This window comes from Pseudarthrobacter sp. Pseusp20, from assembly GCF_059492155.1.
Genome location: NZ_CP168521.1, coordinates 1635889 through 1651861 on the forward strand (window position 1 = coordinate 1635889; position 15973 = coordinate 1651861).

At 67.6% G+C, this 15973-nt stretch carries 11 protein-coding genes; 6 read left to right on the plus strand and 5 right to left on the minus strand.

Translation table 11 applies throughout. The annotated features are described in order from the left end of the window. Positions 1 to 12 precede the first annotated feature (12 nt). The 4 genes from ACEN9K_RS07680 (at position 13) to sufU (ending at position 7633) form a co-directional block, all read left to right on the plus strand. A complete protein-coding gene (locus ACEN9K_RS07680; RefSeq protein WP_082581843.1) occupies positions 13 to 2649 on the plus strand; it encodes a helix-turn-helix transcriptional regulator in 2637 nt (878 codons plus the stop codon). A 70-nt stretch (positions 2650 to 2719) separates the two neighbouring features. Next, entirely contained in the window at positions 2720 to 5293 is a 2574-nt protein-coding gene (locus tag ACEN9K_RS07685; RefSeq protein WP_495635490.1) for a LuxR C-terminal-related transcriptional regulator, read from the plus strand. A gap of 541 nt (positions 5294 to 5834) precedes the next feature. After that, positions 5835 to 7160 carry a SufS family cysteine desulfurase gene (locus ACEN9K_RS07690; protein ID WP_026265910.1) on the plus strand — a complete coding sequence of 442 codons (1326 nt, stop codon included), beginning with the start codon at positions 5835 to 5837 and terminating at the stop codon, positions 7158 to 7160. Between the two features lie 23 nt (positions 7161 to 7183). Next, complete coding sequence (gene sufU / locus ACEN9K_RS07695) at positions 7184 to 7633, plus strand: Fe-S cluster assembly sulfur transfer protein SufU (RefSeq protein ID WP_018770125.1); 450 nt, start codon at positions 7184 to 7186, stop codon at positions 7631 to 7633. 90 nt (positions 7634 to 7723) lie between these two features. Here the strand turns inward: sufU and ACEN9K_RS07700 are convergent, their stop codons facing one another. Genes ACEN9K_RS07700 through ACEN9K_RS07710 form a run of 3 tightly spaced genes read right to left on the minus strand, consistent with a single transcriptional unit; the run spans position 7724 to position 9996 of the window. Continuing rightward, entirely contained in the window at positions 7724 to 7945 is a 222-nt protein-coding gene (locus ACEN9K_RS07700; protein WP_056393524.1) for an SCO4848 family membrane protein, read from the minus strand. Positions 7946 to 7948: 3 nt separating this feature from the next. Beyond that, positions 7949 to 8446, minus strand: coding sequence for a DUF2505 domain-containing protein (locus ACEN9K_RS07705; protein WP_018770123.1), 498 nt, complete (start codon positions 8444 to 8446; stop codon positions 7949 to 7951). 44 nt (positions 8447 to 8490) lie between these two features. Beyond that, positions 8491 to 9996, minus strand: a complete 1506-nt coding sequence (locus ACEN9K_RS07710; RefSeq protein WP_056393527.1) for an SDR family oxidoreductase — start codon at positions 9994 to 9996, stop codon at positions 8491 to 8493. A gap of 268 nt (positions 9997 to 10264) precedes the next feature. Between ACEN9K_RS07710 and mfd the strand changes: the two genes are divergently transcribed. Together mfd and ACEN9K_RS07720 are read left to right on the plus strand one after the other, a co-directional pair. Beyond that, positions 10265 to 14029 carry a transcription-repair coupling factor gene (gene mfd / locus ACEN9K_RS07715; RefSeq protein ID WP_495635491.1) on the plus strand — a complete coding sequence of 1255 codons (3765 nt, stop codon included), beginning with the start codon at positions 10265 to 10267 and terminating at the stop codon, positions 14027 to 14029. Positions 14030 to 14035: 6 nt separating this feature from the next. After that, complete coding sequence (locus tag ACEN9K_RS07720) at positions 14036 to 14848, plus strand: metal-dependent hydrolase (RefSeq protein ID WP_018770120.1); 813 nt, start codon at positions 14036 to 14038, stop codon at positions 14846 to 14848. A gap of 81 nt (positions 14849 to 14929) precedes the next feature. Here ACEN9K_RS07720 and ACEN9K_RS07725 read toward each other — a convergent pair whose 3' ends face one another. Further along, on the minus strand, positions 14930 to 15193 hold the full coding sequence (locus ACEN9K_RS07725) for a hypothetical protein (RefSeq protein WP_018770119.1): 264 nt from the start codon (positions 15191 to 15193) through the stop codon (positions 14930 to 14932). Positions 15194 to 15245: 52 nt separating this feature from the next. Beyond that, positions 15246 to 15965, minus strand: a complete 720-nt coding sequence (gene deoC, locus ACEN9K_RS07730; protein ID WP_056393529.1) for a deoxyribose-phosphate aldolase — start codon at positions 15963 to 15965, stop codon at positions 15246 to 15248. Between the last annotated feature and the right edge of the window lie 8 nt (positions 15966 to 15973).

Consider the following 15973-nt stretch of genomic DNA (forward strand, 5'->3'; position numbering starts at 1 on the left):
CAGCAATGGTCTATGCCTGCACGAAGCGCCAACCTGGATGCTGTCCGCACCGCACTGACCAGCGAAAACTCCCTGGGCGTTGTCATCACCGGAGCCAGGGGCGTGGGCAAGTCCTCCCTGGCGCGCGCTGCCGTTGCGGACCTGGGTCCCGATGTCTGGTCGCTGCAACTCCGGAGCGGCCCCTCCGGTCCCAGCACCCCGTACGGCTGCCTCTCCTTCCTGCTGGCCCGGCTCCCGCAGGCCTACATGGGCTCGCCCACCGCCATCCTCCGTGGCATAACCTCCCTGATCCGCAGCGACGCCGCCGGCAGGCCCTGCGTCATCACTTTGGACACGTCGGCCTGCATCGACGACATGAGTGCGGGGGTGCTGTTGAATGTCCTGCTGACCGGCACGGCAAAGATCATCGCTGTGGCCCCCAACGCCAGCGACCTGCCGGCAGACTTCCACTGGCTGCTGACGGAGCGGAAGCTCACGGAAGTGCGGCTCAACAACCTCAACGAACTCCAAACCCGGCAGGTGCTCCTTTCCCTGCTGGGCCACCGCGTCGCCTCTTCCCTGGTGACCACCTACCACCAGATGGTGGGTGGAAATCCCTTGCTGCTCAAAGCGCTGGTCACCGAACAGCAGCTCTCCGGAAACCTGGTCCTGTCCGATTCGGTCTGGACGCTGCGGGACAAAGTGGTGCTCGACGGCGCCGCCAGCCTTGACGACATCGTCCGGTCCCGCTGGTCGCGGGAGACACCCGAAACCCGGGACGTCATCGAAATGCTTTCCTGTGCCCGGCGGGTGGAACTGGCCGCCCTTACCGCCATCTATGGCGCGGACGTGGTTGCGGACATGGAAGACGGCGGCCTGCTGGAGATCGACGACTCCGAGCACCGCTGGGTGTCGCTGCGGGAGAAGTACATCGGTGACGTAGTCCGGACCTGGCTGAGCATTTCCCGCCGGCGGGAGCTGCGCAGCGTCCTGCTGGGCGGCCAGGAGCCGGACCCGGCAGCCATGACGGTGGAAGAATTGATGTCTTTCGCCGCGTGGACCCATGAGTGCGAGGCCGAGCTGAGCCCGCAGTTGGCACTCGCGGCCGCCCAGGCCGCAGTCCAGCTCTTCGACCCCCGTTTTGCCCTGACGTACGCGGAGATGGTGCAGAGGACCGACGCCGGGTGGGCATCGGCGCAGCGGCAAAAGGCTGCGGCGTACCTGCAGCTGGACATGCCGGTCCAGGCACTTTCCGCCCTGGATGGCATCTCCCAGCCTGAACTCGAGGCTTTGGATCCCCTGGAGTACGCCGAAGTGGTGGCCGCCAAAGCGCGGGTCATGCTCTGCATTCCGGAGCGTGCGGGCAAAGTCCGGGAACTGCTCGCCGCGGCGCGGGAACGGCTCGGGAAAGCGGACAACAACTCCTCCTGGCCGGCAGCGGCAGCGGTGGCGGCAAACCGTATCTCGTTGAGTGAATTCGAATACCAGGCCCATGCCGGCGATTACGCCGCCATGATCCCGGCGCTCGAGCGGGCTGCCGATCCCGCAGGCAATCCGGACACCGGGTTCCGGCTCCAGTGCGCGATCATCCTGATGGGCGCGCTGGCCATGACCGGGCGCGAGATGGACGCGCTGGGCCTCATGCGAAAGCTCGGCGGCCAGCTCACGGACGCCTCGCACGTCGTGGGCTTGCGCGAGCGCTACGCCAGGGAGGCCTACTTCGTCGCACTGATGGCTGGCCAGTGGCGCCGCTGCATCGACCTCCTCAGCCCATTCAGCACGGGCCAGCCCCACCGGCTTCCATACCGCAGCGCCGCCACCGAACTCGCAGCAGGCGTGGCCTTTGTCTTTTCCGGGCGCGGCGAGACCGCCCTGGAGCCTTTGATCTCGGCCGCCGCCCAGCTGGAGTTGCAGCCTGTCCAGGCCGCACTGCGTACCGCCTACGCAGCCACGGCTTTGGCGTACGCCCAGACCGGCAACGCCGCGTTCGCCCGCAAGTACCTCACCAAACTGCAAAGGGCGCCGGGAAAGGCAGGATTTGCCACGGAGAGCATTATCGATTTTTGTTCGCTCGTGGCGGGGCGCTGGCTGGGCGACTCCGAGGCAGTGGCAGCGCTGAAACAAGGGGCCCGCCGGAACCTGGAGGCGGGCAGGCACACAGTGGCCGGCATCTACCTGCTGGCAGCAACGGTGAACGGCAGCGACGCCGACTTCCGCCTCCTGGAGGAGATCGCAGGCCGCCGGCAGGGACCGCTGGCCGATGTCTCGCGGCTGATCGCAGTCGGCAGCAGGACAAAGGATGCCAAAACCCTCCTTGCTGGCGGTGAAATTGCAGCCACGCTCGAACTCGATGCGGTCGAGGCCAGGTGCATGGCGCTGGCAGTGGACTTTGCCCGGCAGGACGGGGATGCCCTTTCGGCGAGGACTGCGCAGGCCCGGCTGGACATCCTGGCTGCCACCGTGGCCAACCTTCCCATTGTTCCCAGCAGCGGAAGCCCGCTGCTGACCAGCCGGGAACGGCAGATTGCCCGCATGGCCGGCCGCGGCGTCTCGAACCGTGACATCGCCATGGAAATGGGTGTTTCCGTGCGCACCGTGGAAGGCCACCTGTACCAGGTCTTCACCAAGCTTGGCGTAACTTCAAGGGGTGATCTGACTGGACTCGTCTAATGGCCACAAGCCGGCGACTGCACACCGGCTCCTGACCGGCCGCCGCGAGCCGGTGGACCGCATCTGCACCATGGTCCGGAACGGAACCCACCGGGCCGTCTTCATCATGGCCGGCCCGGGCATCGGAAAGTCGGCCGTCACTGACGCCGTGACCGAGCGCCTGGCCGGAAACATGAAAATCCTGCGCATCCACGCCAGTTCGGCCCTGGCCGGAGTGCCATTCGGAGTCCTGACACCCTATACGGGGGAACTCACCGCCGAGGAGTCCGTCTCGCCGGTCGCGGTGCTGCGTTCCATGTGGTCCTACTTTGAGAAGCTCAAGGCCGGCAGCGGGGGAGCGGTCCTGCTGGCGGTGGACGATGCCCACCACCTCGATGATGCTTCCGCGGGGGTGCTGGCCGAGGTGATCTCAGCCGGATGGGCAACGGTGCTCGCTGCCGCCCGGCCACGGCCGGGTCTCCCACAGCCGCTCGACCAGCTCTGGTACGACGGCCTGGCCGAACGCGTGGACCTCCGGCCCCTCAACCGTGAACAGATTGAAGAAGTCCTGGACCACGTCCTCGACGGGACCGTGCCGGCTGCAACGGTGGACTCCATCTGGAACGCATCAAGCGGCAATCCCCGGATCCTCGACGCCCTGCTGCACGACTCCGCCGAGGCCGGCGTCCTCGCCAAGCGCAACGGAATTTGGATGCTGCTGGGCCCGCTGCCCGCGGATGGGGACCGCCTCGCAGGCGTGGTGGCCAAAGACCATCTCCGGCGCCGGACCGAAGAGCAGGAAGCACTGAAGCTCATTGCCCTTGCCGGGCCGGTGGGCAGGAAGGTCATCGAAGACATCAGCGGGGCAGCCGTGGTCCGGTCCCTGCTGGACCAGCAGATCATCGTCGAAGCCCCCGGCATCCCGGCGGAGCTTTCCATCTGGAACGGACTCTTCGCCGGCGCCATCCGGAACACCGTGTCGGTCTCCCGCAGCCTCCAGCTGCTGGAGAAGGTCAGGGCCCACCAGGATCCCACCCAGTTGCGCGGGGAGGGCCGGTTGCGGGCAGTGGAGTGGGCCCTGGAGTGCGGCGTCAGGGTCAGCGACGACGAGATGCTGGCCGCGGCCAAGGAAGCCTTGCTGCGGTTCCGCAACGACAGTGCACGGTCCATTGCGTCCCGTATCCACGACCCCGCCATGGTTCCGCTGGCCCAGGCCATCCAGGCGCGGGCCCTGTATAACGATGGCGCCTATACCGGGGCCGCGGCACTCCTTGACGAGTGCTGGCTCCGGCTGGCCGATGATCCCCAGGGACCGGCCGTCCTGCTGCTCCGGGTTTCGGCCCACCTGGCCATCGGCCATCCCCTGGGGATGATCGCGGACGACGTCGAAAAGAACGTCCCGCTCTCCAGCGACGGCGAAAGGAGCTGGCAGGAAGGGCTCCTGCACCTGCTCCACCTCGGTGCCGAGGTGAACTTCCCGGCGCTGAACGACGAAGTGGACACGATGCGGAAGCGCCCCCCGGCAGAAGCCGGAGAACCGCTCCGCGCCTTGGCTGAGGGCCTTCTCTCCCACGCCCTCGGCTCGGCGGGACGCCCCGTGCAGGGGCTGGAGGCCGCACTGCTGGCAGCCTCGGAACTTCCCCCGCTCGAAGGCAGCCTGTTCTTCTTCCCTGAGTTCGTGCTGGGAAGGCTCGTCTCCGACTACCTGGCCATGGGTGAATGGGAGCCGGCAGAGCGCGAGATCGACCATTACGCGGCCGGACACACGCTTGGCGCGGCCACCTTCAACGGGAGCCTCCAGCTGCTGCGGGGGTATTCGCTGCTGCGGCAGGGGAGGATGGAACGCGCTTATCAGGTCCTGCTGCCCGCTGTTGAGGCGCTGAGGCTCAACGACCCGCTGCAGCTGTACCGGTTCGGCACGGCCCTCGGCTTCTACGCCGCGGCCCGGCTGGGCGACACGGAACAGGCACAGCGCCTTGAACAGGATCACAAGGACGCCGACGCCGGCTGGCCGGCGCATGATCTTTTGGCAGAGGCCTACATGGCCGCTGCCGCCGAATACCTGGCCCGCGACGGCAAGGGATTGGCCGCACTGCAGACGTTGATGACCACCACCCAGGCCTCCGCACGGAAGGGAAACCTGCTCCAGGTCCTGGCCATGTGCTGGGACCTGGGCGACCCCTCGGTGGTGCCCATGGTGCAGGCGGCGGCCCGGGACGTGGAAGGCCGGTGGGCAGAAGCTCTTCTGACGCTGGCCACCGCCTGGGAAAATGCCGACGGCGACACCCTCATGGCAACAGCTGCCTCGCTGGAGGAGGCAGGCTTTGTCAACCTGGCCCGCGAAGCCTATGCCCGTGCCAGCACGGTGCTGGAGCAGGCCGGTGAACGCCGGCGCTCACGCCAGGCCGTGGCCCAGCGCGAAAAGTGCGACCACGAACTGGGCGAGCGGTTCCGTGAAGGACGCTTCATCGCCGCGGCGCCCACCGTTCGCCTCACCAGGCGCGAACAGGACATCGTGGAGCTGGCCGTGCAGGGCCTGACCGACCGCGAGATCGCACAGCGGCTCATGGTCTCCGTCCGGACCGTGGAGGGCCACCTCTACCGCACCTACGTCAAGCTCGGCGTCCGCAGCCGCGATGAGCTGGAAGCGGCCCTGCCAAAGTAGGCCTGGCCTCCCAAACCGGCCCTGCCGTGCCTCCGTGCTGCCAGTCGGGCATCGGAATCCCTGCTGACCGCCCGACGTCGAAATCCCTGCCCCCGGCCACCCGCTGCCCACGGTGTTTCCACCCGGGAAGCACCGCCGGGCCGCCGTCGTACCCAAGCCCGCCAACCATCCCGCCCGGAGGGTGCGCAGGAGCGCCAACCCGGTAGTGCACCCGCCTGGATTCGAGTACACCCTACTCGTGTACGTAAGGGCCCCACGGGATTTACTTAAGGAGGCAAAGCAAAGCGGCAGGCCGGAAGCCGCAGAGCAGCCAATCAGGACATTGAGGCCCTCTCAACTTCCGGTCCCCAGGGACCGGGTAAGACGGGGCCGGCGACGTCAGAGTCTTCTGAGACCGAGACTCTCCCCCCAGCCGTCGCCGGCCCTTTACTCCCTCGGCCGAAGCCCGGGGCAGCGGTGGCGGCCGCCCCTTCCGGGCGGCCGCCACAGCCGTGTGTGGGACAATTGGGTTGTCAGACATGGGCAGCCCAAGGAGTTCGTTTTGGCCGTAGTATCAACGCCAGCCACACTGGAACGTGCCGTACCTGTCATGGACAACGCCGAGGTGCTGCGCATCCGCAATGACTTCCCGGTCCTCAATCAACTGGTGAACGGACAGCCGCTGGTCTACCTCGACTCCGGGGCCACATCCCAGAACCCCGTGAGCGTCATCGAAGCCGAGCAGGAATTCTATGAGCAGCGCAACGCTGCCGTGCACCGGGGCGCCCACCATCTTGCGGTTGAGGCCACCGAAGTCTTCGAGGACGCCCGCCAGACCATCGCCGACTTCATCGGTGCGGACTACGAGGAAACCATCTGGACCTCGAACGCGACGGAGGGACTGAACCTCCTCTCCTACGCGCTGTCCAATGCCGGACTGTGGGCTGCCCAGGGCCGCGGCGACCAGCGGCTCGGGGAGCTGTCCCTGGGGCCCGGGGACGACATCGTGGTGACCGAGATGGAACACCATGCCAACCTGATTCCATGGCAGGAGCTGGCATTCCGCACAGGAGCCACCCTCCGGTACATCCCCATCGGAGATGACGGCAGCCTTCGCATGGACCAGGCCGCCGGGATTATCGGTCCGCGTACCAAAGTCCTGGCATTCACCCACGCTTCCAACGTCCTGGGAATCATCAACCCGGTAGCGGAACTGACGGCCCTCGGGCATGCGGCCGGCGCCTTGGTTGTCCTGGACGCCTGCCAGTCGGCTCCCCACCTGCCCTTGAACGTCAAGGAACTCGGCGTGGACTTCGCGGTCTTCTCCGGCCACAAGATGCTCGCCCCCACGGGGATTGGCGTGCTGTACGGGCGTCAGGAGCTGCTGGACATCCTCCCGCCGTTCCTGACCGGCGGGTCAATGATCACTACCGTCACCATGGAGCGGGCCGAGTACCTCCCGGCGCCCCAGCGCTTCGAAGCGGGCACCCAGCGCATCTCCCAGGCGGTAGCCATGGCGGCCGCAGCGAACTACCTGACGGAAACCGGGCTGGCCCGGATCCATGCGTGGGAGGCCGCACTGGGCCAGCGCATGGTGGCGGGGCTGGAATCCATTCCCGGCGTCCGGGTCCTGGGCCCGGCAGCCGGAAAGGAACGGATCGGCCTTGCCGCGTTCGACGTCGAAGGCGTCCACGCCCATGACGTGGGACAGTTCCTGGACTCCCGGGGAATCGCCGTCCGCGTGGGACACCACTGCGCCCAGCCGCTGCACCGCAGGCTTGGACTGACCGCCACGACCCGGGCCAGCGCCTACCTCTACAACACCACGGACGACGTGGACCGCTTCCTTGAAGCCGTTGCCGGCGTCCGGGCCTACTTCCGCGCATAGCGGAAAAGACGAAAGGTGACACCATGAGCCTTGACCAGCTGTACCAGCAGATCATCCTGGACCATTCGAAGGCCCGCCACGGCAGCGGGCTCGCCGCGACCGAAGCGCCCCAAGGCACCTCCACCGGGCAGTCGCACCAGCTCAACCCCGTATGCGGCGACGAAGTCACACTCCGGCTCGCCGTCCAGGACGGGAAAGTGGCGCAGGTGGCGTGGGACGGCGCCGGCTGCTCCATTTCCATGGCCTCGGCGTCCGTCCTCAGCGACCTCGCCGAAGGCATGACCGTGGCTGAGCTGCACGAAATTATCGACAGCTTTCGGGAGGTGCTGAGGTCCCGTGGGAAGGTCCATGCTGATCCTGAGCTGCTTGGGGATGCGGCAGCGTTTGAAGGAGTGGCACGCTACGCAGCCCGGGTCAAGTGCGCCATGATCTCCTGGGTTGCTGCGGAGGACGCGCTTAACCAGGCAGCCTAGGCCAGGCAACCCAGGCCAGACGGAAACAGCCCGGACCTTGCTCCAACAGGGGCAAGGTCCGGGCTGTTTTCGCGCCGTGGAACGGCTGGTTCAGCCCAGCAGGCCGAGAACCCCGATCACCGCTGTGGCGAGTCCCAGCACCATGGAGATGCTCACCAGCACCACGTGCACGGTCAGGAATTTGGTGGCCTTTCCTGCCGCATCGCGGGCGCGGGGATCCTTCATCACGCGGCGCAGGAACTGCGGCCAGACGACCAAGGACCAGACGCCGGCGACGATGAGGACCAGCGCTGCGAGGACGGGAAGCTGCATGGGTTAGTGGCTTTCCAGCCAGGCCTGAGCCTGTGCGGCCTGCAGGTTCAGGGCTTTGGCCACCATGGGTTCGGCGGCGTCGGCGATCTTGCCGCCCAGGAACGGAACAGAGGACTTAACGGCGCCCTCGAGCTCCACCCGGGTTCCACCGGCATCGGCCACCAGGCGCTGGACGGCCGTGACATCCACCGGGGCGCCGGCGATCTTCAGCGAAATGTTGCTCTGGCGGGAGCCGTCGGCGGCCGGGGCCTCCCAGTTTTCAACCTGCGTCACCTTCAGGTGCTCACCCACAAACTTGCGGGCAATCTCGGGCAGGCGCGTGGTGGGGAGGGTACGCACCGAGGTGGCGTTGAAGGCCCCTGCGATGTCACCGTCCACGCTGAAGGACTCCAGGGTGCCGCCTACCAGTTGGCTGACGTGGCGCTGGAAATCTTCGTTCACCAGCACAGCAGCAACGCTGTCAACGGAGTGCGGAAGGGTTGTGGTTGCGCTCAGCGCCATGGGTCCTCCTGGGATTTGGGGAAAGGATTTACGCCTCCAACATCCTACGGGGTGACCGGCGAGGGCTCCGCATCGGCAAGTTTCTGGGCGGCAGCGGTGATGTTCCGGGCCATGGCCGGGAAGATCAGGCTGTGGAACGGAAGCACGGCGAGCCAATAGAGCCGTCCGCTCAATCCCTTGGGGAAGAAGATGGCGCGCTGCCGGTAGCGGCTGCCCGCGCCGTCGGGCTCCACGGAAAGCTCAAGCCAGGCCCGTCCCGGCGCCCGCATCTCGGCCCGCAGCCGCAGGAGCCTGCCCCGGTCGATCTGCTCCACCCGCCACCAGTCCACCACTTCGCCGATGGCCAGGGTGTGCGGGTGCCGCCGGCCACGCAGCAGGCCCGCGCCGCCGGTCAGTTTGTCCAGCCAGCCGCGGACCTGCCAGGCCAGGGGCAGGGAATACCAGCCGTTGCGCCCGCCGATGCCCTCGATGATCGTCCAGACGTGGGCCGGGTCCACATCGCCGTGGAAGGTCCGCTCGTCGATGTACACCTTGTGCCCCGACCAATCGGGGTCGCTGGGAAGCGGATCGGAGTCGGCACCGGCGTTGGCCCAGGTGGTCTCCACCTGGCCGTCCCGCTCCTTTCCCAGCGCCAGGGCCACCGCCGTGCGGTAGGGGGTCAGGCCGCCGTCGGGCTGGGGAATGTACTGGTCGATGTCGTGCTCGTTGGCCACCGCGTCATGCTGCAGGGACTGGACCAGCGGCACGGCCATGGAGAGCGGGATGGGTGTTGTCAGGGCCACCCACATGCCTGCCAGCTTGGGTGCCGGTACCGGCAGCGCCAGCACCACCCGGTAGGGCAGGCCCGCTTCGGCGGCGTACTCCTGCATCATCCCCGCGTAGGTCAGCACCTGCCGGCAGCCGATGTCGAAGGTGCGGTTGATGGGGCCCTCCAGCGACGCTGCGGACACCAGGTAGTAGAGGACATCACGCACGGCGATGGCTTCGATCCTGTTGCGCACCCAGCTGGGAGCCGGCATCAGGGGCAGCGTTTCGGAGAGGTGCCGGATCATCTCGAAGGAGGCGGAGCCGGAGCCGATCACCACGCCTGCCTGGAACACCACGGCGTCCACCGGGCTGTCCAGGAAGACCTTGCCCACCGCCTCCCGTGACCGCATGTGGGTGGACAGCTCCACCCCCTGGGGGTGCAGGCCGCCAAGGTAGACGATCCGGCGGACCCCCGCGGCCGCTGCAGCATCCGCGGCCGTCCTGGCCATGGCCTTTTCCTTGGCTTCGAATCCCGCGCCGGCGGCCATCGAATGCACCAGGTAGTAGAAGACCTCGACGCCGGCCAGGGCGTCGCGGAGGGCGTCGCCGTCGTCCAGGCTGCTTTCCACCACGTCCACTTTGTCCCGCCAGGGCACGCCGGCGATCTTGTCCGGCGAGCGGACCAGCACCTTGACGGTGTGGCCTGCTTCCAAAAGCCGGGGCACCAGGCGGCCGCCGATGTAACCGGTGGCCCCGGTGACAAGGACAGTCTTTGGTGCTGGCTGGGCGCTCATTGCAGTCATGCTGGCTCCTGTATGGTCCTGGCCCTTGTTCGTACCGGCCTGGCTTCGTTCTTGGTAGTTCGGAGCCGCGGCCCGTCCGGACGGGCGGCCTGGCTCCGAACTAAGGGGCTCCGAACGGGCAACTGTCCGGCCCTGCCAGCCTAGGCCTGTGGGCGCCGCGCTGCCATGTCGTTCCTGCACGGTAGGCTGGGAGTACCCGGGATTCGCAGCGAATTTCGGGTTTTCGCGTTGCCTGCGACCCTCGATGAACACCACAGGAGCTTCTGCCATGAGTCTTCCCGGCCAGTCCGCCGCCGGCACATCCAGCACAGGCACATCCAGCACGGGCACGTCCAGGACAGGCACGGCCCGGCCCGCCAAGACCAGTGCCGCCCCGTCGCTGGACGGGCTGCGCCGTGCCCTGGCGCCGGACCAGACGTTCGCCCGGGTCCGCGCCGAGGCTGCCCGGGGATTCGCCGTCCGCGGACAGGACTACCAGATCAGCGCTCCTCCGGGACTTCGTCCGGTGCTGCTCGCGGAGATGGCTGACGGGCTGGCGGCCAAGGCGGAACAGGCGGGCGGTATGGAGCCGGGCGTGGTGCTGGCCGTCACTGCCACCGGCCGGGAGGCGGAGGACCTCACTGCGGCCCTGCGCGCCTACCTGCCCGCGGATTCGGTGGCCGAGTTCCCCAGTTGGGAGACCCTCCCGCACGAGCGGCTGTCGCCGCGCTCGGACACCGTAGGCCGCCGCTTGTCCGTGCTGCGCCGCCTGGCCCATCCGGAAAATCCAGCGCACCCGGAAGGCTCGACGGCGGGCCGGCTCCGCGTCGTCGTCGCGCCGGTCCGCGCCGTGGTCCAGCCGGTGGTGGCGGGCCTGGGCGACCTGGTTCCCGTCACGCTGAAGGTGGGCCAGGAGGTGCCGTTCTCCGACGTCGTGAAGAGCCTTGCCGACGCCGCGTACGCCCGTGTGGACATGGTGACGCACCGCGGTGAGTTCGCCGTCCGCGGCGGCATCATCGACGTTTTCCCGCCCACCGAGGACCACCCCATCAGAGTGGAGTTCTTCGGGGACGAAGTGGACCAGATGCGCTGGTTTGCCGTGGCCGACCAGCGCTCGCTGTCCGCCCCGGGCGTCCACCACCCCACCGAACTGCATGCCCCGCCGTGCCGGGAAATCCTCATCACCCCGTCCGTCATGTCCCGCGCCGCCACGCTGAAGACCCAGCTTCCGGCCGCCGCGGACATGCTGGAGAAGATCGCCGGCGGAATCGCCGTGGAGGGCATGGAATCCCTGGCGCCGGTGCTGGTGGATGCGATGGTTCCGTTCGTTGACCAGCTGCCTGCCGACTCCATCGCCGTGCTGATCGAGCCGGAGAAGGTGCGCACCCGGGCCCACGACCTTGCCGCCACCAACGAGGAGTTCCTCGAAGCGGCATGGTCCACCGCGTCCGACGGCGGTGCGGCACCTTTGGACCTCAGCTCGCAGGCGAGTGCGGCGCTGCACTCTGCCAGCTTCCGGTCCCTGGCGGAAACGCGCACCTCCTCGCTGGAGCACGGCGTGTCCTGGTGGTCGATTACGTCACTGGCGCAGGACGCGGAGCTGCTGCCCGAGATCGACGTGCTGAACCTGCATGCCCGGGAGCCGCGGGGCTACCAGGGCGACGTGGCGGAAATGATGGAGTTCATCGGTTCGCACGTCCGCGACCAGTGGCGGATCGTGGTGGCCACGGAAGGGCCCGGGCCGGCCCAGCGCCTGGCCGAGCTGTTCCATGAGAACGACATTCCCTGTGCCCGGGTGGACAGCCTGGACCACGAACCCCAGCCGGGCATCATCGAGGTGACTACTGCCGCCGTCGGCCGTGGTTTTGTCCTGGACGGCCTCAAACTGGGCCTGCTCACCGAAGCCGACCTGCTGGGACGGACCTCCGCCGGGTCCACCAAGGACATGCGGAGGATGCCCTCCAAGCGGCGCAACGCCGTCGATCCCCTGCAACTGGTGGCGGGGGACCACGTGGTCCATGAACAGCACGGCATTGGCCGGTTCGTGGAACTCATCCAGCGCAAGGTGGCCGGCGGCGGCGACGGCGTCCGGGAATACCTGGTGCTGGAGTACGCGCCGGCCAAGCGCGGCGCACCCGGCGACCGGCTGTTCGTCCCCACGGACCAGCTGGACCAGGTGACCCGCTACGTGGGCGGCGACACCCCCGTGCTGAGCAAGATGGGCGGCGCTGACTGGGCCAGCACCAAGTCCAAGGCCCGCAAAGCCGTCAAGGAGATCGCCGGCGAACTGATCCGGCTGTACTCTGCCCGCATGGCCTCCCGTGGCCACGCGTTTGGACCCGACACGCCCTGGCAGCGCGAACTGGAGGAGGCCTTCCCGTACGTGGAGACGCCGGACCAGCTGACCACCATCAACGAGGTCAAGGCGGACATGGAGCGGGAGATTCCCATGGACCGGCTGGTGTCCGGCGACGTGGGCTACGGCAAGACCGAGATCGCGGTGCGCGCTGCCTTCAAGGCGGTGCAGGACGGCAAACAGGTGGCGGTGCTGGTGCCCACCACCCTGCTGGCCCAGCAGCACTACGAGACCTTCACCGAACGCTTCTCCGGCTTCCCGCTGCGGGTGAAGCCGTTGTCCCGGTTCCAGAGCGCCAAGGAAGCGAAGGAGACGGCGGAGGGTGTGAAGAGCGGTGCCGTGGACGTGGTGATCGGCACGCACCGGCTGTTGGCCAAGGACTTTGAGTTCAAGGACCTGGGCCTGGTGATCGTGGACGAGGAACAGCGGTTCGGCGTGGAGCACAAGGAAGCGCTGAAGAAGATGCGCACCAACGTGGACGTCCTGGCCATGAGTGCCACCCCGATTCCCCGCACCCTGGAGATGTCCCTCACCGGCATCCGGGAAACCTCCACCCTGGCCACCCCGCCGGAGGAACGGCACCCCGTGCTGACCTACGTGGGCCCGTACACGGACAAGCAGACCTCGGCCGCCATCCGCCGCGAGCTGATGCGTGAAGGCCAGGTGTTCCTGGTCCACAACCGGGTGTCCACTATCGAGCGGACGGCCGCCAGGATCCGCGAGCTGGTGCCCGAGGCACGGGTGGAGGTGGCGCACGGCAAGATGTCCGAGAGCCGCCTGGAACAGATCATCGTTGACTTCTGGGAGCGGCGCTTCGACGTGCTGGTGTGCACCACCATCATCGAGACAGGCCTGGACATCTCCAACGCCAACACGTTGATCGTGGACGGCGCGGACAAGTACGGCCTGTCCCAGCTGCACCAGCTCCGCGGCCGCGTGGGCCGTGGCCGTGAACGCGCCTACGCCTACTTCCTGTATCCGTCAGAGAAGCCGCTGGGCGAGGTGGCGCTGGAACGGCTCAAGGCCGTGGCCGCGCACAACGAACTGGGCGCCGGCATGCAGCTGGCCATGAAGGACCTGGAAATCCGCGGTGCCGGCAACCTGCTGGGCGGCGAACAGTCCGGCCACATCCAGGGAGTGGGCTTTGACCTGTACATCCGGCTGGTGGGCGAGGCCGTGGCGGACTACCGGGGCGAGGCCGAAGAAAAGGCCGCGGAGATGAAGATCGAGCTGCCGGTCAACGCCCACCTGCCGCACGACTATGTCCCCGGCGAACGGCTGCGCCTGGAGGCCTACCGGAAGCTCGCGGCGGCCATCACCAATGAGGCCATCGACGAGGTCCAGGCCGAGCTCGTTGACCGCTACGGTGAACTTCCGCTGGCCGCCCAGAACCTGGTGGCGGTGGCACGCTTCCGTGTTGGTGCGCGCGAAGCCGGCCTGTCCGACGTCGCTCTGCAGGGCAACTTCATCAAGTTCTCCCCGGCCTCGCTCCCGGAATCCAAGATCATGCGCCTGAACCGGATGTACCCGGGATCGCAGTCCAAACCCGCACTCGACGCCGTCCTCATCCCCAAGCCCAAGACGGCACGGATCGGCGGCCGGGACCTGCAGGACGCCGAGATCCTGGAATGGGCCAACGGCGTGATCCGGAATATCTTTTCCGACGCCCCGCTCGCCGCCCCGGCAGTCAGCGGCTAGCACGTGATGGGAGGACACCACGCCGCGTCTGGAGCCGCGGCGTGGGTAGCTGTTGCGTCCACCGGCCCCTACACCCTGGGTTGGTACCCGCTGGATCCCACGGGCATCCTCATCGGCGGCATGGCCACCGCGGGCACGGCACTGGTCTGCGACTGGGACCACCGGGCAAGCACGGTGGCCCACTCGCTGCCGCCGCTGTCCAACGTGATTGCGCGCGGCATCGAGAACGCCAGCGGGGGCCACCGGCAGGGAACGCACTCCATCCTTGGTGCCGCGGTTTTTGTCTTCCTCGCCGGCCTGGCATCGCAGGTGCACCTGGACACCGGCTGGGGCCGCCTGTCCGTGGGGGCCGGGCTGCTGTGCATGTTCCTGATCAACATTGCGGCGAAGGCGCTGAAGCTCTTTCCCAAAAGCGGCTTTATCTCCAACTGGATCTTCGCGCTGGTCATGGCGGGCCTGGTCACCGTATACGCGCCGGGGCAGTGGACCTGGCTGCCCACCTCGATGCTGATCGGGGTGGTGGTGCACATCGTGGGCGACCTCATCACCACCGGAGGAGTGCCGCTGCTGTGGCCGCTGGTGGTCCGGCCGCCGAAAATACTGCGCCGGCTGCCCCTGCTGCGGAACGTCTGGCGGGCCAACGGCGCCCTGTCCCTTCCCCTGCTGGGGCGTGCCGGTTCCAAGCGGGAGTGGCTGGTGCTGATCCCGGTCAGCGCGTACGCCATGGTGGGCATGTCCATGGCCGGCTGGGCCATCGCCCAACAGCACTGGGGCCGTGCGGCGGCTGCCGCGGGCGCCTGGATCAGGCTCTGGTTCTAGCAGGCAACACCCTTCAGCGGGAAACAGCAACGGACCGGCGGAAAAGTCCGCCGGTCCGTTGTTTGCTGTATGGAGTGGGTGTTAGTGCTCGCCCGCAGAGTCGGACCGGCCCAGGATGGTCTGCGGGATCCAGAAGGCCAGCGCAAACAGGGCCAGGCAGGCGGCCATGGGCCACGGGTTGCCCAGGCTGAGGAAGGACAGCGAGTAGATGGCGCCCAGGAACAGCACGAAGCAGACCGCGAACAGGATGACGCTGGTGGCGAGGTTGTTCTCGTTCTGCGGGGTCCGGACGGAGTCCTGGTTCGACGCCGAGTCCCGGCTGGACGCGTTGATCTGGCTGGACATATGTTCCTCCTCGGCCCCGCGGGGCTTGGTCTGCGGCCGCTTCCGGGTCCGGTCAGTAAGCGGTTGAACCCTGTTCACCCTTGACGATGGCAATCCCGGAGCTGGCACCAATTCGTGTTGCACCTGCTGCAATCATAGCCTGCGCGTCGGCCAGGGACCGTACGCCGCCGGAGGCCTTGACCCCCAGGTCAGGGCCCACCGCGCGGCGCATCAGGGCCACGTCTTCAACGGTGGCGCCGCCACCGTTGAAGCCCGTGGAGGTTTTCACGAAGTCCGCCCCGGCCTCAACGGCCGCCCGGCATGCCAGCACCTTCTGCTCATCCGTGAGCAGGGCTGTTTCGATGATGACTTTCAGGATGGCGCCGCCGGCGTGCACCGTCTCGGCCACCGCGGCGATGTCCTCGGTCAAGGCGCCCTGGTCACCGGCCCTCGCGGCGGCAATGTTGATCACCATGTCCACCTCGTCCGCGCCGTCCAGCACGGCGCCGCGGGCCTCGAACGACTTCACGTCTGTAGGGGTGGCCCCCAGCGGAAAGCCCACCACGGAACAGGTGAGGACGCCGGAGCCCTTGAGCGCCTTGGTGACGGTCTTGACCCAGATGGGGTTGACGCAGACCGACTTGAACCGGTACTCGGCTGCCTCCGCGCAGACCTTCAGCACGTCAGCTTCCGAGGCTTCGGGCTTGAGCAGCGTGTGGTCGATGCAGGAGGCGATGTTCGCGGTCCCGGCCGGATCAGCGGTTCCTGCGTGAACGGTGGCTTCGTTGCTCATGATGGTCC